The organism is Streptomyces sp. NPDC002602 (assembly GCF_042889445.1).
In the GTDB taxonomy this organism is placed as follows: Bacteria; Actinomycetota; Actinomycetes; order Streptomycetales; family Streptomycetaceae; genus Streptomyces.
In genome coordinates this window covers 244,759-265,431 of the sequence record NZ_JBIAQX010000006.1, presented here as the reverse complement: position 1 = coordinate 265,431, position 20,673 = coordinate 244,759, and the positions used below count along the sequence as shown (strand labels likewise).

General features: G+C 71.3%; 19 protein-coding genes and 1 tRNA gene. 11 read left to right on the top strand and 9 right to left on the bottom strand.

The genetic code is table 11. The features are described from left to right. Positions 1-55: 55 nt before the first annotated feature. The 6 genes from ACFYW3_RS19520 to ACFYW3_RS19495 all read right to left on the bottom strand — a co-directional run bounded on the left by ACFYW3_RS19520 (position 56) and on the right by ACFYW3_RS19495 (position 5,612). A tRNA-Ser gene (locus tag ACFYW3_RS19520) sits at positions 56-142 on the bottom strand. Positions 143-186: 44 nt separating this feature from the next. Further along, positions 187-1,137 carry a peptidase gene (locus ACFYW3_RS19515; RefSeq protein ID WP_351749921.1) on the bottom strand — a complete coding sequence of 317 codons (951 nt, stop codon included), beginning with the start codon at positions 1,135-1,137 and terminating at the stop codon, positions 187-189. 209 nt (positions 1,138-1,346) lie between these two features. Further along, positions 1,347-2,399: a putative sulfate exporter family transporter gene (locus ACFYW3_RS19510; protein WP_351749920.1), complete on the bottom strand. Its 1,053-nt coding sequence runs from the start codon at positions 2,397-2,399 to the stop codon at positions 1,347-1,349. Then, on the bottom strand, positions 2,399-2,953 hold the full coding sequence (locus ACFYW3_RS19505; RefSeq protein ID WP_351749919.1) for a cysteine dioxygenase family protein: 555 nt from the start codon (positions 2,951-2,953) through the stop codon (positions 2,399-2,401). Before ACFYW3_RS19505 ends, ACFYW3_RS19510 begins: the two co-directional genes overlap by 1 nt. Before the next feature lie 100 nt (positions 2,954-3,053). Then, the gene (locus ACFYW3_RS19500; protein WP_389386863.1) at positions 3,054-3,959 is read right to left on the bottom strand and encodes a LysR substrate-binding domain-containing protein; all 906 of its coding nucleotides are present in this window, start codon (positions 3,957-3,959) and stop codon (positions 3,054-3,056) included. 138 nt (positions 3,960-4,097) lie between these two features. Further along, positions 4,098-5,612, bottom strand: coding sequence for a S1C family serine protease (locus ACFYW3_RS19495; protein WP_389386862.1), 1,515 nt, complete (start codon positions 5,610-5,612; stop codon positions 4,098-4,100). Positions 5,613-5,845: 233 nt separating this feature from the next. Between ACFYW3_RS19495 and ACFYW3_RS19490 the strand changes: the two genes are divergently transcribed. The 3 genes from ACFYW3_RS19490 to ACFYW3_RS19480 all read left to right on the top strand — a co-directional run bounded on the left by ACFYW3_RS19490 (position 5,846) and on the right by ACFYW3_RS19480 (position 8,574). Continuing rightward, positions 5,846-6,646: a glycerophosphodiester phosphodiesterase gene (locus ACFYW3_RS19490; RefSeq protein WP_351749916.1), complete on the top strand. Its 801-nt coding sequence runs from the start codon at positions 5,846-5,848 to the stop codon at positions 6,644-6,646. 84 nt (positions 6,647-6,730) lie between these two features. After that, positions 6,731-7,333 (top strand): ATP-binding protein, encoded by a 603-nt coding sequence (locus tag ACFYW3_RS19485; protein ID WP_351749915.1) that lies wholly within the window; start codon positions 6,731-6,733, stop codon positions 7,331-7,333. Positions 7,334-7,587: 254 nt separating this feature from the next. Then, entirely contained in the window at positions 7,588-8,574 is a 987-nt protein-coding gene (locus ACFYW3_RS19480) for a DUF5926 family protein (protein WP_351749914.1), read from the top strand. Positions 8,575-8,755: 181 nt separating this feature from the next. Here ACFYW3_RS19480 and ACFYW3_RS19475 read toward each other — a convergent pair whose 3' ends face one another. Both ACFYW3_RS19475 and ACFYW3_RS19470 read right to left on the bottom strand, forming a co-directional pair. Continuing rightward, entirely contained in the window at positions 8,756-9,316 is a 561-nt protein-coding gene (locus ACFYW3_RS19475) for a hypothetical protein (RefSeq protein ID WP_351749913.1), read from the bottom strand. A gap of 130 nt (positions 9,317-9,446) precedes the next feature. Continuing rightward, positions 9,447-10,163, bottom strand: coding sequence for a bifunctional DNA primase/polymerase (locus ACFYW3_RS19470; RefSeq protein ID WP_389386861.1), 717 nt, complete (start codon positions 10,161-10,163; stop codon positions 9,447-9,449). 406 nt (positions 10,164-10,569) lie between these two features. On the opposite strand from ACFYW3_RS19470, the gene ACFYW3_RS19465 reads away from it, so the two are divergent. Then, positions 10,570-12,114 carry a PP2C family protein-serine/threonine phosphatase gene (locus ACFYW3_RS19465; RefSeq protein WP_389386860.1) on the top strand — a complete coding sequence of 515 codons (1,545 nt, stop codon included), beginning with the start codon at positions 10,570-10,572 and terminating at the stop codon, positions 12,112-12,114. A gap of 92 nt (positions 12,115-12,206) precedes the next feature. Then, positions 12,207-13,673, top strand: a complete 1,467-nt coding sequence (locus tag ACFYW3_RS19460) for an aminopeptidase P family protein (protein WP_389386859.1) — start codon at positions 12,207-12,209, stop codon at positions 13,671-13,673. A 107-nt stretch (positions 13,674-13,780) separates the two neighbouring features. Here the strand turns inward: ACFYW3_RS19460 and ACFYW3_RS19455 are convergent, their stop codons facing one another. Further along, positions 13,781-14,263 carry an ATP-binding protein gene (locus tag ACFYW3_RS19455; protein WP_351749909.1) on the bottom strand — a complete coding sequence of 161 codons (483 nt, stop codon included), beginning with the start codon at positions 14,261-14,263 and terminating at the stop codon, positions 13,781-13,783. Positions 14,264-14,484: 221 nt separating this feature from the next. Here ACFYW3_RS19455 and ACFYW3_RS19450 point away from each other — a divergent pair, with 221 nt between their 5' ends. The 6 genes from ACFYW3_RS19450 to efeB all read left to right on the top strand — a co-directional run bounded on the left by ACFYW3_RS19450 (position 14,485) and on the right by efeB (position 20,668). Then, positions 14,485-15,294: a hypothetical protein gene (locus ACFYW3_RS19450; protein WP_351749908.1), complete on the top strand. Its 810-nt coding sequence runs from the start codon at positions 14,485-14,487 to the stop codon at positions 15,292-15,294. A 111-nt stretch (positions 15,295-15,405) separates the two neighbouring features. Further along, positions 15,406-16,119: a YcnI family protein gene (locus ACFYW3_RS19445; RefSeq protein WP_389386858.1), complete on the top strand. Its 714-nt coding sequence runs from the start codon at positions 15,406-15,408 to the stop codon at positions 16,117-16,119. A 68-nt stretch (positions 16,120-16,187) separates the two neighbouring features. After that, positions 16,188-16,841, top strand: a complete 654-nt coding sequence (locus ACFYW3_RS19440) for an SCO family protein (protein ID WP_351749906.1) — start codon at positions 16,188-16,190, stop codon at positions 16,839-16,841. Next, positions 16,838-17,323 (top strand): copper chaperone PCu(A)C, encoded by a 486-nt coding sequence (locus tag ACFYW3_RS19435; RefSeq protein WP_389386857.1) that lies wholly within the window; start codon positions 16,838-16,840, stop codon positions 17,321-17,323. Before ACFYW3_RS19440 ends, ACFYW3_RS19435 begins: the two co-directional genes overlap by 4 nt. A gap of 22 nt (positions 17,324-17,345) precedes the next feature. Then, entirely contained in the window at positions 17,346-19,376 is a 2,031-nt protein-coding gene (locus ACFYW3_RS19430) for a copper resistance protein CopC (RefSeq protein WP_389386856.1), read from the top strand. Next, on the top strand, positions 19,373-20,668 hold the full coding sequence (gene efeB / locus ACFYW3_RS19425; protein ID WP_389386912.1) for an iron uptake transporter deferrochelatase/peroxidase subunit: 1,296 nt from the start codon (positions 19,373-19,375) through the stop codon (positions 20,666-20,668). Before ACFYW3_RS19430 ends, efeB begins: the two co-directional genes overlap by 4 nt. Positions 20,669-20,673 lie beyond the last annotated feature (5 nt).

Here is a 20,673-nt window from a genome sequence, read left to right as displayed (position 1 = left end):
GGGGCGCCCCTCGCGAGGGGCGCCCCTTCTGATCAGAACGCCGTCTGACCTGGTGCGGTGGGTGTGGGATTTGAACCCACGGTGACATCGCTGCCACGACGGTTTTCAAGACCGTTCCCTTAGGCCGCTCGGGCAACCCACCTGGCCGGTACAGAGTACCGGGCGGTGGGGGTGTGCGGGGGCTGGTCAGGCCGTCTGTGCCTGGTCGTACGCCGCTTTGGCCTCATTGCCGAAGTACGGGCCGAACATCCGGTTCGGCAGGAAGACGTATCCGAAGCTGTTCACCGAGACCTGTGTGCCGAGCCCGGTCGCCTCGTTGAAGTCCTGGAACCAGGGGCCACCGCTGGAGCCACCGGTCATGTTGCAGCCCAGCCCGTGGTCCTTGGTGAGCAGGAAGTCCTTGCCGCTGTTGCCGCTGCAGTACACGAGCTTGGTGCCGTCGTACGGTGCGGCGGCGGGGAAGCCGAAGGAGTACATCTTCTTGTTGTAGCCCCCGTTGAACAGGATTCCCTGGGCCCCGACGACCTGGCTCAGCCTCTGGCCGTTCAGCGGGGCGACCACGGCGAGGCCGACGTCCATGTTCATGTCCTCGCTCGCCGCCCACTGCGCGGTGGCGAAGGTGCGCGTGGCCGACCACTGGCCGAAGGGCGCGCTGCCGTTGTCGTAAGCGGGGACGAAGACCCAGTTGGTGTGCCAGGCGCCCTGGTACTTCACGCAGTGCCCGGCGGTGATGACGGTGCTTCCGTTGGCGCTGGTGATCGAGTCGCCGGAGCAGGAAGCCGTCCGATCGCCCATGGTGAAGAACACCCGCCCGGACGTCTTCACCACCGCCCCACCGGCCGTCCACGCGCCACCCGCCTGCGGGAACGCGGTGGGTGAGGCGGGAACGGTCGTGGGAGCCACCCGGGTGGGTCGGTCCGCCGGGGAGGGCGCCGTACGGATGGTCCCCGGCGCGGCCGTGACGTCCAGCGGGATCGCGGACCGCATGCGCTCGGCGGTCCAGAAGCCCCGGCTGTGTTGCTGCCGGAACGAGACGGGGGCGTCGGCGGCGACCGACGGGGTGGCGGCGGTCAGGGCGCCGGCCAGCAGGGCGCCCGCGGCCAAGAGAACCGATAGGGCCGTGCGATGACGATTCACGCAGGACTCCTTCTGCCGTGCCCGGGCCGGTCGGGTCCGGGCAGGGTGGGGGTGAAGAGTTGCCGGTGCGGATCGGGTGCAGGGTTGCACGGGCCGTACGAGATGTCAGGCACCGGTCGGAACGTTCGTTCGGTTCCGGCCAGGAAATGGCCAACTCGCTGCCGTTCCGGAATGCCTGAGGGGTTGCAGGGGACACCGCCGGCGCCCGGTCAGAGCGTGAGCAGGACGCCCGCGTACGAGGCGCCGGCGACGACCACCCACGCCCCGAGACCGAGCAGCGCCGCCCGTCCCCCGGTCCGGGCCAGGGTCGGCAGATGTACCGCGCTGCCCAGGCCGAACAGTGCCGCGGCCAGCAGCGCCTCCTGCGCGGTGTGCGCCCACTCCAGCGCCACGTCGGGCAGAACCCCCGTCGCACGCAGCGCTGCGGCCGCCAGGAACCCGGCGACGAACAGGGGCACCGGGGCGGGTCGGCGTCCCGAGGCCGTGCGCACCCCGCGCCGCCGGGCCCGTACGGAGAAGGCCACGGCCGCGACGAGGGGAGCCAGGAGAGCCACTCGCAGCAGTTTCACCAGAACCGCTTCGCCCAGAGCGCCGGGTCCCGCCGTCTGGGCCGTCGCCACGACCTGACCGACATCGTGGACGCTCGCGCCCACCCAGCGTCCGAAGGCGAGATCGGACAGCCCCAACGGGTCCTGGAGAAGCGGGAGTACCGCGATGGCCAGCGTCCCGCAGAGGGTGACCAGGGCCACCGACGAGGCCACGTCCTCCTCGTCGCTGCCGGACACCTGGCTGACGGCGCCGATCGCCGAGGCCCCACAGATCGAGTAGCCGGTCGCGATCAACAACGGTTGATCACCGGGCAGTCCGAGCCTGCGCCCCAGCCAGAGGGTCCCGAGGAAGGTGGCCGCGACCACCCCGGTCACCATGGCGACGGTCGCCCAGCCCAGCCCCAGCACCTGGTCCAGGCCGAGACCGAGTCCCAGCAAGACGATGCCGATCCGCATCAGCCTCCGGCCCGCCAGGGAGAGACCGGCCCGCGCGGGACCTCGTACGACGGTCCGCAGACGCGGGAGGTGGGCGACCGCGATGCCGAGCACCACCGCCGCCGTCAGCATCGGAACGGCCGGCACCAACCGGTGGACGCACCAGGCCACGAAGGCGCCCGCGACGGCCAGCCCCAACCCCGGCCAGGGCGACGATGTTTCACGTGAAACAACGCGTGCCCGCCCGGGTCGGTGGACGGGGCGGTGCAACAGGGCCATCAGTCGGCCGGGAGGGTGTAGACACGGCGGACGCTGCTGCCCAGGCGGGAGACGTCGGCGCCGTAGACGTGGAGGGATATCGCCGTCGTACGACAGGAGTTGCGGACCTGGTGGATGTCGCCGGGCGGGGCGAACCCGCAGACGTCCCCCTGATCGTTGACCACCTCTTCGGTGGGCACCAGTCGGGCGCCGTACGTGCCCGTCGCCGGGGCGAGCCGGTAGCGGCGCTCGCTCTCCGCGCCTTGGTGGACGCCGGCCACGCACCACGAGACGTGGTCGTGGATGGACGTCTCCTGACCCGGCAGCCACACCAGTGCCACCACCGAGAAGCTGCCGTCGGGCTCCGCGTGCAGGATGTGCTGCCGGTACCGGTCCGAATGCCCCTCGCACTGTTCGGGGGTGAGCAGGTCGGACGCCCCCAGGTGCGGGGCGATCCGCTCGCCGACCAGGTAGGCGGTCAGGTCGGGGGCGAGCCCGCGTTCCACTACCGTACGGATCTCACTGACGAGGGCGGCCATCCTCGCGGTCGTTCTGGCCGGCGTGGTGGTGGTCATAGGGGCAGCGTCGAACAGCCCACCGATCACGTCCAACGACAGTTCTCACCCGAAATCCCAAGTACTGCTTATGGGTTGGGTCGGGTGATCACGCCTGCCGTCAGCAGCCGACCCGGTTCGACGCCACCCGCTTCAGCTCGTCCAACACCACGGCCGTCGCGGGAATCCTCAGGTGGTCCCGGTACACGTACGCGGAGATGTGACGGCGGGCCGCCGGCTGGAGGGCCCGCCCGCAGACCCGGGTGAGGGCCAGTGACGGCAGGACGAGGGCGGGCATCATCGCCACGCCCAGACCCTGCGCGACCAGGCTCTGCACCACCAGGTTGTCGTCGGTCGCGAACCGGATGTCGGGAACGAAGCCGAGCTCCGCGCACTCGTGCAGCAGATTCGCCCGGCAGCGCGGGCACCCGGCGATCCACCGCTCCTCGGCCAGATCGGCCAGGTGCACGGCCCGGCGCCTGGCCAGCGGATGCCCGGTCGGCAGGAGCACCGTCAGTTGGTCCTCCAGCAGCCTGACCTCGTCGACCTCCTCCGGAACCTCCTCGCGCAGTCCGGGATAGGTGAAGGCCAGCGTGATGTCGCACTCGCCGCGTTGCAGCCTGCGCAGCGACTCCGGTGGCTCCCCCTCCAGCAGTTCGACCTGGATGCCCGGATGGGAAGCGGCCAGCCCGCTGAGCGCTTCCGGGACGAGGGTGACATTGGCGCTGGGGAACCCGCAGACCCTGACCCGGCCGGTGCTCAGGCGCGCGTACGCCTTCAGTTGGGCCTCGGCGGCGGAGAGGCTGCCGAGGATGGAGTCGGCGTGCCTGGCCAGCGACCGGCCGGCCTCGGTGAGTCGCATCGTGCGGCCGATACGGGTGAACAGCGGCGTGCCGACGGCCCGTTCGAGCGCCTTCATCTGCTGGGTGATCGCGGGCTGGGTGTATCCGAGGGCCCGCGCGGCGGCCGAGTACGAACCGGAGGCGACCACTTCGTGGAATGTCCGTATGTGCCGGGAATCGAACACGCCCAAAGCATAAGCGGACGTTGGGAGGGGCCGCAGGCTTAATCGCGCCTGCGGCCCCTCTCCATCAAGCCGGCGTCCAGCACCCGTCGAGCAGAGCCGCTCGAACGGAGCCCGGTCCGGGTCGTGGGTGCGTGGGTGCTACTTGTCCCCGGTCCGCGAGCCGAGGGTGATGTCCACGGTGCTCGGCTTGCCGCCGCGCAGGTAGGTCAGCTTCACCGTGTCGCCCGGCTTGTACGTCCAGATCTCGCTGATCAGGGTCGGGCCGCTGTCGATCGGCTTGTCGCCGAGCTGGGTGATGATGTCGCCGGGCTTGAGGCCCGCCTTGCCCGCCGGCCCGTTCGGGTCGACCAGCTCGTTGGCGGGAGCGCCGGACTCGGAGATCTTGGCGCCCTCCGTCTTGGCCTGGAGGTCGACGGAGACCGAGATCACCGGGTAGACCGGCTTGCCCGTCTTGATCAGCGACTCGGCGACGTTCTTCGCCTGGTTGATCGGGATGGCGAAGCCGAGCCCGATCGAACCGGCCTGACCACCGCCGAAGCCGCCGTTCCCGGCCGACTGGATCGCGGAGTTGATGCCGATGACCGCGCCGCGGCCATCGAGGAGCGGGCCACCGGAGTTGCCGGGGTTGATCGAGGCGTCCGTCTGCAGCGCGCTCATGTACGAGTTCTTGCCGCTGGAGCCGTCACCGGAGGCCACGGGGCGGTTCTTGGCGCTGACGATGCCGGTGGTGACCGTGTTGGACAGGCCGAAGGGGGCGCCGATCGCGATGGTCGAGTCGCCGACGGCCACCTTGTCGGAGTCGCCCAGCGCCAGCGGCTTGAGTCCGGCCGGCGGGTTCTTCAGCTTGAGCACGGCCACGTCGTAGCCCTCGGCCCGGCCGATGACCTCGGCCTCGAACCGCTTGCCGTTGGAGAAGGTCGCGGAGAGCTTGCCGCCATTGGCCGCGGAGGCCACCACGTGGTTGTTGGTGAGGATGTGGCCCTGCTCGTCGTAGACGAAGCCGGTGCCCGTGCCGCCCTCGCCGTCCCCGGCCTTCGCCTCGATGGTCACCACGCTCGGCAGCGCCCCCGCCGCCAGACCGGCGACGGAGCCCGCCTCCCGCTTGAGGTCCTTCGGGGTGCTGGCGCTGATGGTGGTGGAACCCGAGCCGTCGTGCGAACGCTCCGAGGCCCAGTAGCCGATGCCGCCGCCGACACCGCCCGCGATGAGGGCGGCCGCGAGCACACCCGCGATCAGGCCGCCCCGGCCCTTGGGCTTGGGCGGGGGGCCGTCCGTGGTCAGGGGCACTCCCCAGCCGCCACCGCCGTGTCCGCCGTCGGCGTAGGAGGGAACGGTGGGCGGCGGCGGGGGCCAGCCCTCGGCACCGTGGGCGGCCGGGGGCTGCCCGTAGGGCGCCTGGGCGTATCCCTGGTCCTGGGCGTACCCGGGGGCCACAGGCCCGCCCGGGGTGTGCGGAAGCCGCTGCGTCGGCTCGGGGCCGGGCGCGCCGGCCGGCGGCGGCGGGGTCGCGGGGGCAGGGGGAACGGCGTCAGCGGGCCGCGGCGCCGCGTGCTCGGCGGCCGGGTCGGGGGTGGAGGCGGGCACGGGCGCAGGCGGTACGGAAGGGGCCGCGGGGGGCGTCTGGGCCGCGGTGCCCTCGTTCTCTGTGCTCACAGCGCTCTCTCCTCGTCAAAACACGGCTTCTGGTTCTGGAAATATCTGGCGATACCGGTCCGACTGAACGTTCGACGTGCCGCACAAGTTCCAGTGCAAAGCCTTTCCCATGACCCGTCAGAGCACTGTAAGCCGGACCTGTGCGTCTCCCCCCATCCTTTATCCCCGGCATTTCGGGCGCATCCGCAAGCTCGCCACGCCGTGCGGGGCCGCCGCGGTGGCACCATGACCCCGTGACCCACGCAACGCCGCTCCCCATCCAGGTCGTCGCCCACCGCGGTGCCTCGGAGGACGCCCCCGAGCACACCCTGGCCGCCTACCGAAAGGCCATGGAGGACGGGGCCGACGCCCTCGAATGTGACGTCCGGCTCACGGCCGACGGCCATCTGGTCCTGGTTCACGACCGCCGGGTGAACCGCACCTCCAACGGCCGCGGCGCGGTGTCCGCCCTGGAGCTGGCCGATCTCGCGGCCCTCGACTTCGGCTCCTGGAAGGACCGCGAGGAGTCGCCGGACTGGGACGCCGATCCCGAGCGCACCTCCGTGCTCACCCTGGAGCGACTGCTGGAACTGGTCTCCGACGCCGGGCGGCCCGTGCAACTGGCGATCGAGACGAAGCACCCGACCCGCTGGGCCGGACAGGTGGAAGAGCGGCTCCTCTTCCTCCTCAAGCGCTTCGGGCTGGACGCCCCGCCCGTCGAGGGCCCGCACCCGGTCCGCGTCATGAGCTTCTCCGCACGCTCGCTGCACCGGGTGCGGGCGTCCGCGCCGACGATCCCGACCGTGTACCTGATGCAGTTCATCTCGCCGCGCATGCGGGACGGCCGGCTGCCGGCCGGCGTGAGCATCGCCGGACCCGGAATGCGCATCGTGCGCAACCATCCCGGTTACATCCGAAAGCTCCAGTCGGCGGGACACTCGGTTCACGTATGGACCGTGAACGAACCCTCGGACGTTCAGCTCTGCGCGGACCTGGGTGTAGAAGCAATCATCACGAACAGACCGCGCCAAGTTCTTTCACAACTCGGGCGCTGACGTCCCGTTTTGCCCACCCGCCACAGAAACCCCAGCCGTCACAGGGTGTGCCCCGGCGCATCCGCTCCGCATTTGTCCTCGTGAATGCGCCAGAGGGCACTTCATGAACGGTTTCCGGTCCAGGCCATTGGGGCATCCAGACCTTGGCGTGGGGCTAAGGAGGTTCCGGGGGTGGCGTTGGTGATGGCACACGAAGTGCCCACGTCGTGGTGCATGGACGTACGCCACGGTCCTGCGGGCGTAGGCGAGGCAAGACGCCGCATGCGCGAACAGTTGCGGATCGGCGGACTGCCCGAATCCGTCGTGGACGATGCCGTACTCATCCTTTCCGAACTCCTCAGCAACGCCTGCCGCCACGGCCGGCCGCTGGGATCCCGGGAGGTCGGGGACGGGGAGATACGCGCCGCGTGGCGCGTCGACGGGGCGGGACGACTGACGGTCGAGGTCACGGACGGCGGCGGGCCCACCCGCCCGATCCCCTCGACACCGTCGGTCACCGCGCGGGGCGGCCGGGGGCTGAACATCATCAGCGCGCTGGCCCAGGACTGGGGTGTCCGGGACGGGGCGGCGGGTGAGGTCACCGTATGGGTGGTCGTTGCCTGTGGGACCCGGCACGAGGACTTCGCTACGCGCGTCACGGCACCGGCGATCGACTTCGGAACGGCCTTCGACGACCTGAGTCACTGAGTCCCGGTCCCGTCCCGGGCCCCCTGGTCACGAGTCACCGAGCGCGCGCCCGGGCACCCCACGCCCCCGGGCGCTCGCGCGCGCTGCCCGGCGCCGGGAACCCGGGCGACCGGCGGCGGCGAAGGCGACCGCGGGGAGCTCAGGGAGCGCACACCGACCGTGCTCCCGGCCGCACCCCACAGGTTCCGGCGGTGTGAACGGCTAGGCTCGCGCCCAGAAAACCGCCGTACCGCCGCAACCGGGAGACACCCACGATGGCAAAGAAGCGCCCCGCCGCGAAGAACGCGAAGTCGCAGCGCACGCCGCAGCTCAACAACGGGGAGATCCCCGTGGTGGGTGCCCGCGAGCCTTGTCCCTGCGGATCCGGGCGCCGCTACAAGGCCTGCCACGGCGCGGCCGCCGCGCACGCCGTGACCGAGCACGTGCGGCGCCCCTTCGAGGGCCTGCCCGGCGAGTGCGACTGGGTCGCGCTGCGCGAGCTGGTACCCGCCGCGACCATCCCGCTGACCCTCAAGGGCGGCCTGCCCGAGGGCGTTCCCTCGGTCACGCTGGTGACCGTGCTGCCGATGGCCTGGCCGGCCCTGCGCCGCGAGGACGGCTCCGTCCTCCTCGGCCTGCAGAACGACTCGACCACCGGTGACCTCGCCCGGGACATGGCCGACACGCTGGAGCGCGCGCTGGTGGCGGAGCCGGGTACTCCGATCCCCGCCCGCCGGGTCCCGGCCGAGGGTCCGCGACTTCAGGATCTCCTGGACACGGACAGCGTTTTCGAGCCGGACGTCCACAGTGGTTTCGAATTCTGGATTCCGGATGCGGAGAACGCCCAGAACGCCTCTCCGGAGATCGCCGCCTCGCTGGAACGCGCCAACGCCGCCGCCATTCCCACCGTCAAGCTGGCCGGCGTGGACGCGGCCTACTGGTGCGAGACGCCGGACAAGAACCACCTGCGCTGGGTCATGCCCCACCCCGAGGAGAAGCTGCTCGACGCGCTGGCACGGCTGCACGCCGCCGGCACCTCCTCCCTCGGTGAAGGCACCAAGCTCGTCGGTTCCTTCCGTGCCCACGGCCTGATGGTTCCCGTCTGGGACCTGCCCACCGGCGTCTCGGCCGACGACGTCGAGAAGCCCGCCGCGGAGCTCGCGGAACGCCTGGCCGCGGCCCTGGCCACGGAGGCACCCCTGACCACGGAGGAGCGTCGGGCACGCGCCGGGCTCACGAACCGCCAGGTCACGCTCAGCTGACCCTCGCGCGCCCGCAGGACCGGTGACTGGAGTCACAACTCCCGCTAATCGCCTGCAAATCCGTGTCCGAATATCAGAGATCGAATTTGCGAACAGGCGATCTCTTGTTACCGTTCTTGTAGCCCGGTCGCTGGTGCATCCCCCGTCGCCAGCGACCGGGCCCTTCCATTTCAGGCGATGTTCAACCGTCGCCCGGTGCCGGTGAGTTGCTCCCGGACCTCAGCAGCAACGCCCCTTCATCATCCGGAACTGCAAACTCCGCCACGGCCGAGTAGCCTTCCGGCCCTCCCGCAGAGTCGTCACGCGGTGTTTCGCACAGCCCCGGCTCGTCACCCGACCCGACGGCGCAGCGGATCTGCACGGTGCGCCCCGCCGGCCCCATCAGCGTCAGGACTGCGTCCAGAGCGCGGCCACTGGTGTTGCGGTAGTAACTGCGGCCCCACGTACTGCCTTCGCCGACCAGGACGCAGGTCTGTGCCTCCACGCCGTGCGGCGAGGAGACTTCGGGACCGCACCGGGCATCCGTACGCGGCTGCACGGGTGGTCCGGGCCGTGCGGGACGGGCCGCGGGCGACGGTTTTCCCTTGGTCCGGGACGACTCCGAAAGGCCGAGCGTGGAGAGCAACCCGCCGCCCTTTCCGTCATCCTGACCGGCGAAATCCGGCCCGGCGATCGCCCCCGCGAGGGGAAGCGACAAGATGATCAGCACACCGGCGCCGATACCGATCAGGCGGAGATTCATTCGCCGAAGATAGCGAGGCGGGAAAGGGGCGCGGAGATCCCCGCGCCCAATTCCCTTGGAAACTCGCCCAGCCGGCACCCGTACGAGTGATCTCCCGGGCGGAGATCGACGTTCGGGGACCGGGCGTCGGTCAGTACGCCAACCGGCTGCCGCCGCCCGGCGCTCCACTGCTCGCCTCCACCAGCGCGTCCACGACGGCCTCCACCTCGGGCAGCCAGATGCCGTCGGGGCCCACCTCCGGCTCCCGGTTCCAACACACCTGTCCACCGCCGGACGCGACGGACGGGGGCAGCAACAGGTAGCCGCCCTCGCCGTGGAAGCGCAGCGAGGAGGGCACGTGGTCCTTGGCGTACAGGAGTTCACCGAGCCGTTCCAACGAATACGGCGCCACCAGAAGGGACCACCTGGTCGGCGTCGCGACGATCGGACCGAGCCGCATGCCCTGCGCGTCCAGCCGTGCGACGGCTCGTGCGGCGGCGGTGGCGGGCAGGCTCACCGCACACGGAGCGGCCCCGCCGGTGGCCATGAGCACGGGAGCGGCCGGCCTCCTGGCCCACCACCAGGCCACCATCCGGGGGTCGGTGGTGGCCGCGAGCAGCCCCGGGTCGAAGGGATGGGCGCCGGGCACCACACAGTCGGGATCAGGGCAGGCACAGCGCAGGCCGTCGGCGCCGGCCCGGCCCACGCCGGGCAGCACGGGCCACTGCCAATCGGCGGCACACACGAGAGCCGCGTCGAGGAGAGAAGGAGTGCCGCCGTCCGGGATCCGGTCGGCGGGGGAGGTCGGTCGCAGGGTTTTCAAGCGATCGCGGAGCCGCTGGAGACGCCTTCCGAGGATCTCGCGCATGAGCGCTCGTTCCTTTCCGTTGAACGCCGAGGGCCACATCACACCAGGTAAGCGGTGTCTCACCACACGTACACGTTGCGCGTCACTGTCCGCCAGAAGCAGGTTCACACGGTTCGTGCAGTTTTCTTACGGGTCCATCAAACGTCCGGCGGGGGTGGAACGCGACCCGCACCGGGCCGAGGCCGGCTGCCGCCGCTAAGGACGACGGGCTGCGCCGGGCGGTTCCCGGCGGGCGCCGGAAGGTGTCAACTCGCCCCGGCCACCACCGATTACGTACCCGAGCCCGCAGTGACGCCCGCCCAGTCGATCGCAAAAACCGTCCGGTTCCCGCTCTTTCCGGCCAAGTTTTAGCCTTGGCCGCACAGTGAGTTGCAGTCTCACGGACACCAGGATTACCACCTGGGCAATGCTGGACATCGCTCCTCGTGTGCGTGTAGATGTGGATCCATTGATGGCGGCGCAGCACGATCTGGGGGTTTGCGATGCTATATGGCGAATCGCACCAGGTGGAAAGGCGGACGCCATGAGCGCCCCGCATCTGCCGAAAGTGGCTGGAATCGATCCAGCAGTTACAGCGTCACCGCACACTGCCTCGCCCACGCCCGCACGCAGCACCCCCGCCCAGGCCCCTCCGCCTGCCGCGAGCAGCGTCATCCAGGACCGCTTGGCGGGCATGGTCTCCGACCTCACCACCCTCCACGAACTCACCGAACGCCTCGCCCGGGCCGTCGACCTCGACTCCTCCCTGCGGGAATTCCTGCGTGCCGGGGCCGCGCTGGTCGGCGCCCGGCGCGGCCTGGTCGTGCTGGAACCCTCCGACGGGCTCGGCCCCACCACCACGATCGGCCTCGGCCTCGGCCACGCCGACCTCGGCCACATCGAGACGGTGCCGCGCAGCGCCACCTCGTACGGCCGCATCCTGGACGGCCTCCCGGACGCGCACGGCGGCTCCGAGGTGCTCCCCGAACCCGACGAGGTCCCCGGCGCCGGCGGGTTCGGCGTCCCGGTGGACCCGCGCCACCGCGAGGTCGCCGCCCGACTCGGCTACGCGGCCAGCTACGCGCTGCCGCTGACCGCCGAGGCCACCGGTCGACTCGGCGCGGCCGTCTGGCTCTACGACGAACAGGCCGAGCCGAGCGACCGCCGGCGCGACCTCGCCGGGCTGTACGTCCGGCACGCCGCCGAGCACCTGGCCCGCATGGTGGAGGTGGAGCGTTCCCGCTCCCGCCTGGCCATCATCGCCGAGGAGCTGCTGCCCAGCCGGCTGCCCCGGATCCCCGGCGTTCAGCTCGCGGCCCGGCACCACACCGGCCCGCGCGGCGGCGGCGACTGGTACGACGCACTGCCGCTGCCCGAGGGGGCCATGGGCCTGGCCGTGGGCTCCGTCACCGGCGCCGGCCCGAGCGCCCTCGCCGCGATGGGTCGCCTACGGGCCTCCCTGCGCGCGTACGCCGTCATGGAGGGGGAGGACCCCGTCGCGGTCCTCTCCGACCTGGAGCTGTTGCTGCGGCTGACGGAGCCCGCGCGCTCGGCCACCGCGCTCTTCGCCTACTGCGAGCCGGCCGCCCGGAAGATCATCCTGGCCGGCGCGGGGCACACCCCGCCCCTGCTCATCGGCGAGCGGCGGACCGAGTACGTGGAGACCTCGCTCTCCGCGCCGCTCGGGATGCTGGCCTGCTGGGAGGCGCCGAGCGTGGAAATCGAACCGGCCCCCGGAGAAACGGTGCTGCTCTACACCGACGGACTGCTGCGGCGCACCGGCGACCCCATGGACCGCGCGTACGCCCGGCTGCACGCGGCGGCCGCGGGAGTCCCCCGCGCCGCTCGCGACGATCCGGCGGCGATCTGCGACCACATCCTGCGCACCGTCCTGCCGGAAGGGGAGGCCACACCGGTATCAGGGGAGAACGCCACCGAGGACGTCGTCCTGCTCGCCGCCCGGTTTGACTGATTTGTCACATAGCCTGCCGGGCATCTTCCGCTCACACATACGATGGACGAGGTCCGTACCCGGTCCTTGCATGTCGTAGCTGAGGAGATGACGTGGCTGACGAGCTCACCCCGGAGACCCCGGAAGAAGAGCAGCCCAAGAAGAAGCACAAGCAGCGCAAGAACGGGCTGTACCCGGGCGTCAGCGAGGAACTCGCGGAAAGCATGCGCACCGGCTGGGCCGACACGGAGCTGCGTGGACTGGAGCCGATCGCCCAGGCCGCGCACACCGCCTCCCGTCGCGCCGCACTGTCCGCGCGCTTCCCCGGCGAGCGCCTGGTCGTCCCCGCCGGACGGCTCAAGACCCGGTCGAACGACACCGAGTACCCCTTCCGTGCCTCGACCGAGTACGCGTACCTCACCGGTGACCAGACCGAGAACGGCGTTCTCGTCCTGGAGCCCGCGGGCGAGACCGGCCACACCGCGACCGTCTACCTCCTGCCCCGCTCCGACCGCGAGAACGGCGAGTTCTGGCTGTCCGGCCAGGGCGAGCTGTGGGTCGGCCGCCGCCACTCCCTCGCCGAGGCCGAGCAACTGCTGGGCATCCCCGCCAAGGACGTCCGCGAACTCGCCGAGGCCCTCGCCGAGGCGGAGGGTCCGGTCCGCAACGTCCGCGGCCACGACCCCGTCATCGAGACCGCCCTGACCGACAAGGTCACCAAGGAGCTCGACGAGCAGTTGCGCGTCTACCTCTCCGAGGCCCGCGCGGTGAAGGACGACTTCGAGATCGGCGAGCTGCAGAAGGCCGTCGACTCCACCGTCCGCGGCTTCGAGGACGTCGTGAAGGTGCTCGACAAGGCCGAGGCCACCTCCGAGCGCTACATCGAGGGCACCTTCTTCCTCCGTGCCCGCGTCGAGGGCAACGACGTCGGCTACGGCTCCATCTGCGCCGCCGGCCCGCACGCCTGCACCCTGCACTGGGTCCGCAACGACGGTGACGTCCGCTCCGGCGACCTGCTGCTGCTCGACGCCGGCGTGGAGACCCACTCCCTCTACACCGCCGACGTGACGCGCACCCTGCCGATCAACGGCACCTACACCGACATCCAGCGCAAGATCTACGACGCGGTCTACGAGTCCCAGGAAGCCGGCATCGCCGCCGTCAAGCCGGGCGCGAAGTTCCGCGACTTCCACGATGCCTCGCAGCACGTGCTCGCCGAGAAGCTCGTCGAGTGGGGCCTGCTGGAAGGCCCGGTCGAGCGCGTCCTGGAGCTGGGGCTCCAGCGCCGCTGGACCCTGCACGGCACCGGCCACATGCTCGGCATGGACGTCCACGACTGCGCGGCCGCGCGCACCGAGGCGTACGTGGACGGCACGCTGGAGCCCGGCATGTGCCTGACGGTCGAGCCCGGTCTGTACTTCCAGGCCGACGACCTGACCGTGCCCGAGGAGTACCGCGGCATCGGCGTCCGGATCGAGGACGACATCATCGTCACCGAGGACGGCAACCGGAACCTCTCCGCCGGACTGCCCCGCACCTCGGTCGAGGTCGAGGCCTGGATGGCGCGCCTCAAGGGCTGACATTCGTCTGACGCCGGTGGGCGGGACCCTCACAGGGTCCCGCCCACCGGTGTGTCCCGGGACGGACCGGAACCCCGGCCGTACCGCCGGGATTTCGGTCCCCGCTCCTACGAAGCCTTCAACAGGGCGCCGTCACGCCACTTGAGGATCTTGTCGAAGCTGACCACCGCGCCCCGTCCCGGCCCGTTGCCGAAGCGGACGTGGTCGGCGAGTTCCGTGATCAGCCACAAGCCGCGGCCGTGTTCCTTCTCCGAGGACCCGACCCGCGGGAATGCGTGCCCCTCGACCGTCGTGGGAGGGAAACCCGGGCCCGAGTCCGTCACCTCGATGCGGCAACGGTCCCCGTCCAGGTACGCCGTGACCCGGTACGCCGCCCACTCCTCCGGGACCGGTCCGCCGCCGGAGCAGGCGGCCGACGCCGGGCCACCGTGCTCGACCGCGTTCGCGCACGCCTCGCTCAGCGCCACCGACAGGTCGAAGGAAATGTCCGGATCCACCCCCGCGGTCTCCATCGTCCCCAGCAGCAACCGCCGGGCGAGCGGCACGCTCGCGGCTTCGCGCCTCAAGTGGAGAGACCACCAGATGCTCATACGGTTACCTATTGCCGCCCGAGGTCGGCCGTAAGCCCCCGAGAGCGGACAGAGCGCTCATTCGGCCGATGTGGCGCTCCCGGGCGGCGGTGTACGGCGTGGCGAGGCCCTCGCCGACACGCGCCCTCTCCGACCACCCACACAGCCCTCCCGGGGGACGCACGGGACCTTCCGGACCTGCCGTATCGGCCGCCCGGGGGCAGTGCGATGATGACCCGGCCATGACTGCCCCCCACACGACGCAGGCCGGAGCAGGCCTCCGGACGATCCGGGCCGCGGTGTTCGCCGCGGTCTGCGTCGTGCTGTCCGCCGTCGGGCACGCCCTGGCGTCCTGCGCCACCGTCCCCTGGTGGGCCCTCGGCATCGGCTTCCTCGCCGTCCTCGCGGTCGCGGCGCCGCTCGCCGGCCGCCGGCGCTCGCTGCCCGGCATCGCCGCCGGGCTCACCGTCGGCCAGTTGGGACTCCACGCGGTCTTCGGCCTCGGCCAGCACAGCGCCGCCTCGGCGGCGGAGCCCGCCCTGTCCGACTCCTCGCTCGCGGCGCTCGCCGCCCGGCTGGTCTGCGGCGGCAACTCCGTTCCGATCAACCCGGCCGACGCCCGGCGGATCCTGGTGAGCGCCGGCCTGGACCCGGCCGCGATGGCCGAGCAGGCCGCCGCGCAGGGCCACATGGCCCACGCGCACGCCGCCCAGGCCGCCGCCGTCCCGGCGACCGGACTGTTCAGCCCCGCCATGATCCTCGGCCACCTGTTGGCCGCCCTCGCCGCGGGCTGGCTCCTCGGGCGCGGCGACGCCGCGCTGTTCCGGCTCGTCGAACTCTCCCGGCTCTCCGCCGAAGCCGACCCCGTACGTCCGCTGCGCGCCGCGCTGGCCCTCGTACGCGTCCTCGGCCACGGGCTCCTCGGGACGTCCTCCCGTACCCCCCGGACCCGTCGGACCGCGGCCGCCCCGGTCGCGGCGACCGGGCGCGAGGCCCTCCAGCACACGGTGATCAGGCGCGGCCCACCGGCCGGCCTCGCCCTCGCAGCCTGACGCGGCATCCCCACCTCCCCGGAACACACGGCGGGAGCACCGGTGCCGCGAACTCCGCGCGCGCCCGTGCGCGGGGCCACCGTCACACCGTTCCCGTGGAGTGTTTCTGCCATGAAGGCCTCTCGCGTCTCCTTCGCCGCCGCCCTCGCCGCCGGTACCGTCCTCGTCCTGTCCGGTACCGCCTTCGCCCACGTCGGCGTACAGCCCGGCGAGGCCACCAAGGGTGGCTACGCCGTCATCAACTTCAAGGTCCCCAACGAGCGCGACAACGCGTCGACGACCCAGTTGGAGGTCAACTTCCCGATCGACCAGCCGCTGACCTCCGTCATGCCGCAGGACGTCCCCGGCTGGACCGTGAAGGTCGAGAAGTCCAAGCTCGACAAGCCGCTCACCGTGCACGGCAAGCAGATCAACGAGGCCGTCACCAAGGTGACCTGGAGCGGCGGCAAGATCGAGCCCGGCAAGTTCCAGCAGTTCCCGGTGTCCGTCGGCAAGCTGCCGGAGAACGCGGACCAGATGGTCCTCAAGGCGATCCAGACGTACGACAACAACGAGGTCGTCCGCTGGATCGAAGAGGCCAAGGAAGGTGCGGCGGAACCGCAGAACCCGGCGCCCGTCCTGAAGCTGGTCGCCGCCAAGGCCGGTGACGACCACCACGCTGCGGGGGACGCCAAGGCCGGCGATGCCAAGAGCGGCGACATGGCCCACGACGAGGCCGCGAAGAGCGGCTCGGACACGACCGCGCGCGCCCTCGGCATCGCGGGCATCGTGATCGGGCTGGGCGGCGTCGCCTTCGGAATCGCCTCGCGCCGTCGCGCCTCCTGATCCGACGGGCCCGCAGGCCCTGTCATTCAGACCATCCGCACCCTCCCCGATCCCAGGGACACCTCTCCATGCGCACCACACGTGTGACGGTCGCCGCGCTCCTCGCGGCGGCCGCCCTCACCCTCACCGCCTGCGGCGATAAAACCGCCGAGACCGGCGGCTCGGTCAAACAGATCAGCGGCCAGGCCAAGGCCGGGGCGGCGACGGTCCTCGACCGCCCCTTCGACAAGCCGGACCTGGTCCTCACGGACACCACCGGCAAGCCGTGGAACCTGCGGGAGCAGACGAAGGGCCGTCCGACGCTCATCTACTTCGGCTACACCAACTGCCCCGACGTGTGTCCGCTGACGATGAGCAACATCGCCGTCGCCCGCAAGGCGCTCCCGAAGGCGGACCAGGACAAGCTCCAGGTCGTCTTCGTCACCACCGACCCGGAACGGGACACCCCCGACTCCCTCGGCGCGTGGCTCAAGGCCCAGGACCCGTCCTTCATCGGACTGACCGGGGACTTCGCCACCATCCAGGCCGGCGCACGCACGCTCGGCATCGGCATCGAGGCCGCCAAGAAGGAGGCCGACGGCAGCGTCGTCTCCATGCACGGCGCCCAGGTCATCGCGTTCTCGCCCAAGACCGACGAGGGCTACGTCCTCTACGGCGAGGGCACCACCGTCGATGACTACACCAAGGACCTGCCGAAGCTCGTCAAGGGAGACACCCCGTGAACGCCCGCACCACCCGCACCCTCGCCGCCGCGCTCTCCCTGACGGCAGCGCTCGCCATATCGGGCTGTTCCTCGGACGCCGACACCAAGGCCGACGGCGCCAAGCCGACGATGACCGTCAGTGGGGCCTTCATGCCCGAGCCGGTCAACGACAAGATGGCCGGTGCGTTCATGGTCATCAAGAACGACTCGAAGACCGCGGACAAGCTCACCGGCGTCACCAGCCCGCTCTCGGACGATCTCCAGATCCACGAGACCAAGGACCAGAAGATGCAGCAGGTCGCGTCCATGGACGTGCCCGCGAACGGCGAACTGAACCTGGAGCGCGGCGGCAACCACGTCATGTTCATGGGTCTCAAGAACAAGCCGAAGGTCGGCGACAAGGTCACCGTCGAGCTGCGCTTCGAGAAGGCCGACCCCGTCAAGGTCGAGCTGGACGTGAAGGAACGGACGTACAACGCGCAAAACTCCAACGCCCACTGACGGACCGAGGAACCGACACGCCATGACGGCCACCGCCCCCGCCCCCGCCCCGGTCCGCGCACACATCCCGGCCTTCCTGCCGCGATGCGCGCTGGTCCTCGCAGCCCTGCTGGCAACCCTGTTCGCCGCGGCCTCACCGGCCACGGCACACGCCGCACTCACCGCGAGCGACCCCAAGGACGGGGCGGTGGTCGCCACGGCACCCGCCCAGGTCACCCTCTCCTTCTCGGAGCAGGTCGCCATGGGCGACGACTCCATCCGCGTGATGGACCCGCAGGGCAAGCGCGTGGACACCGGTGAACTGCGCGACATGTGCAGTGGATCCACCATCCGCTACGGCACCGCCCTGCACTCCGGCCTGCCCAACGGCACGTACACCGTGGCCTGGCAGGCCGTGTCGGCGGACAGCCACCCCATCTCGGGTGCCTTCACCTTCTCCATCGGCGCTCCGTCGGCCACCCAGGTCACCCTTCCCTCGCAACAGGCCGGCAGCGGCCCCGTGGGCGTGGCCTACGGGCTGGCCCGGTACGCCGCCTACGCGGGCTTCATCGTGCTCGTCGGCGGCGCCGCGTTCATCCTGCTGTGCTGGCGGCGGGGGTCGGTCGAACGCCCTCTGCAGAAGCTCGTGCTGCGCGGCTGGGTCACGTTGACCGCCGCCACGCTGGCGATGCTCGCACTGCGCAACCCGTACACCGGCTCGGGCAAGTTCGCCGACGTCTTCGACCTCGACGGCCTCAAAGCCGTGCTGGAGACCAAGACCGGCGCCTCCCTCGTGTCCAGGCTGCTTCTCCTCGGCGCGGCCGCGCTCTTCATCGCCGTGCTGTTCGGGGCGTACGCGCGCCGGCAGCAGGCGGCCGGGACGGCGAGCACCCCGGCCCCGTCCGGGGAAGAGACCGAGGCAGGAGACTCCGGGGCACAGGAGCGCAAGGACACCGCCGATCTCGCCTTCGGACTCGGGATCGGCGGTTCCGTCCTGGCCGCCGGCGTCGCCGCGACCTGGGCGCTGGCCGAGCACGCCTCCACGGGGATCCAGCCGGGCATCGCGATGCCGGCGGACATCCTGCACCTGCTGGGCGTGGCCACCTGGCTCGGTGGACTCGCCGCCCTGCTGGTCGCCCTCCGCAAGGTCCCCGACATCGAGCGCGAGGCAGTCCGGCGCTTCTCCAAGGTCGCCTTCATCAGCGTCCTGGTGGTCACGATCACCGGTGTCTACCAGTCCTGGCGCCAGCTCGGAAGCTGGTCCGCGCTGACCGACACCAGCTACGGACGGCTGCTGCTCATCAAGGTCGGCCTCGTCCTCGTCCTCGTCGGCATCGCCTACGTCTCCCGGGGCTGGACCGCCCGGCTCGCCGAAGGTCGGGGATCGAACAAGGCGGCCGGGGCGAAGGACGCTGTTTCACGTGAAACAACGGCCGTTGTTTCACGTGAAACAACTCGAGAGACGGTCCCCGCGGCAACGCTCGAGACGGTTCCCTCCGACCCCAAGCGCGCCGCCCAGCTCGCCCGGCAGCGCGCCGCCCGGGAGAACGCGCGCGAGCAGCAGGTACGGAACTCCGATCCGGGCCGCGCGGGACTGCGCCGCAGCGTTCTCGCCGAGGCGTGTGTGGCCGTGGCCCTGCTGGCCGTCACCACCGTCCTGACGAACACCGAGCCGGGCCGCGCGGTGCAGCAGGAAACCGGCCGCAACGGTGCGTCGACCGCCGTCCCCAACCGGGCCGTGAAGATCACCCTGCCCTTCGACACCGGCGGCCAGAACGGCAAGGGCACCGTACGCCTGGAGCTGGACCCCGGCCGGGTGGGTGCCAACACCCTCCACCTGTGGGCCGAGGGCCCGGACGGGCAGCCCCTCGACCTTCCCGAGATCAAGGTCGCCTTCACCCTCCCGGCCAAGGACATCGGCCCGCTGCCGCTCGCCCCGGACCGGGCCGCTCCCGGACACTGGTCGTCGTCCGGGGTCCAGTTGCCCCTCGCGGGCGAGTGGCGCATCGACGTGACCGTCCGTACCTCCGACATCGACCAGACGACCGTCCAGAAGAACGTGAAGATCGGCTGACCAGCGTGACCGAGAGCAGCGACAACCACCCCGACATCGAGATCTCCCGGCGCCGACTGCTGGGCACGGTCGGCGCCGCGGGCGCCGCCGGGCTCGCGCTCGGCGGCGTCGGTGGCGCCCTCACGCACTCGGCACTGTCCGACTCCCCGGCCGGAGGCGCGCCCGGCGCCGCCGGGGCCCTCACCTCCCTCGGTGCCACGGAGGTCGCCTTCCAGGGGGACCACCAGGCCGGCATCGTCACGCCGCTCCAGGCCAAGGGCCACGTACTGGCCTTCGACCTGGCCCCCGGCGCCGGGCGCACGGAGGCGGCCGCGCTGATGCGCCGCTGGTCCGAAACCGCCCGGCGGCTGATGGCGGGAGAGACCGCGCCGAACGCCGACAGCGGGATCGCCCTCGACGCGGGGCCCTCGTCCCTCACGGTCACCTTCGGCTTCGGCCACTCCTTCTTCGAACGCACCGGCCTGGCCGCCCGCCGCCCCACGGCCCTGGACCCGCTGCCGAACTTCTCCTCGGACCGGCTCGACCCCCAGCGGAGCAACGGCGACCTGTGGGTCCAGATCGGCGCGAACGACGGACTCGTGGCCTTCCACGCGCTGCGCGCCCTGCACAAGGACGCCGGGGACGCCGCCCGGGTGCGTTGGCAGATGAACGGCTTCAACCGGTCTCCCGGAGCGACGGTCTCCCCGATGACCGCCCGCAATCTGATGGGCCAGGTCGACGGCACCGGCAACCCGAAGCCCTCGGAGCCCGACTTCGACAAGCGGATCTTCGTGCCCGCCGGCGGCCCCGGCCCCGCGGAGCACTCCTGGATGGCCGGCGGCTCGTACGCCGTCGTACGCCGGATCCGCATGCTCCTCGACGACTGGGACAAGCAGTCCACGGCCAAGCAGGAGCAGGTCATCGGTCGTACGAAGGCCACCGGGGCTCCCCTCACCGGGGGCGGCGAGAGCACCGAGATGGACCTGAACAAGTTCGGCGGCGACGGCAAGCCGGTGATCCCGTCCAACGCCCACGCGCGGATCTCGGCTCCCGAACAGAACGGGGGCGCGGCCATGCTGCGTCGCCCGTTCTCCTTCCACGACGGGATCGCGGCCGACGGCACCCCCGACGCCGGGCTCCTCTTCATCTGCTGGCAGGCGGATCCGCTGCGCGGTTTCGTACCCGTCCAGCGCAAGCTCGACCGCGGTGACGCCCTGTCCGAGTTCATCCGGCACGAGTCCAGTGGGCTGTACGCGGTCCCGCCCGGGCCGCGTGCCGGGGAGTACGTCGGACAGCGGCTGCTCGAAGGGTGAACAGC

Bases quoted from the DNA above. Each gene is read 5' to 3' on its own strand.
- ACFYW3_RS19510 (WP_351749920.1), bottom strand. From the start codon at position 2,399: ATGGCCCTGTTGCACCGCCCCGTCCACCGACCCGGGCGGGCACGCGTT.
- ACFYW3_RS19505 (WP_351749919.1), bottom strand. From the start codon at position 2,953: ATGACCACCACCACGCCGGCCAGAACGACCGCGAGGATGGCCGCCCTC.
- ACFYW3_RS19485 (WP_351749915.1), top strand. From the start codon at position 6,731: ATGCGCCAGAGGGCACTTCATGAACGGTTTCCGGTCCAGGCCATTGGG.
- ACFYW3_RS19480 (WP_351749914.1), top strand. From the start codon at position 7,588: ATGGCAAAGAAGCGCCCCGCCGCGAAGAACGCGAAGTCGCAGCGCACG.
- ACFYW3_RS19475 (WP_351749913.1), bottom strand. From the start codon at position 9,316: ATGAATCTCCGCCTGATCGGTATCGGCGCCGGTGTGCTGATCATCTTG.
- ACFYW3_RS19470 (WP_389386861.1), bottom strand. From the start codon at position 10,163: ATGCGCGAGATCCTCGGAAGGCGTCTCCAGCGGCTCCGCGATCGCTTG.
- ACFYW3_RS19465 (WP_389386860.1), top strand. From the start codon at position 10,570: ATGCTGGACATCGCTCCTCGTGTGCGTGTAGATGTGGATCCATTGATG.
- ACFYW3_RS19455 (WP_351749909.1), bottom strand. From the start codon at position 14,263: ATGAGCATCTGGTGGTCTCTCCACTTGAGGCGCGAAGCCGCGAGCGTG.
- ACFYW3_RS19450 (WP_351749908.1), top strand. From the start codon at position 14,485: ATGACTGCCCCCCACACGACGCAGGCCGGAGCAGGCCTCCGGACGATC.
- ACFYW3_RS19445 (WP_389386858.1), top strand. From the start codon at position 15,406: ATGAAGGCCTCTCGCGTCTCCTTCGCCGCCGCCCTCGCCGCCGGTACC.
- ACFYW3_RS19440 (WP_351749906.1), top strand. From the start codon at position 16,188: ATGCGCACCACACGTGTGACGGTCGCCGCGCTCCTCGCGGCGGCCGCC.
- ACFYW3_RS19430 (WP_389386856.1), top strand. From the start codon at position 17,346: ATGACGGCCACCGCCCCCGCCCCCGCCCCGGTCCGCGCACACATCCCG.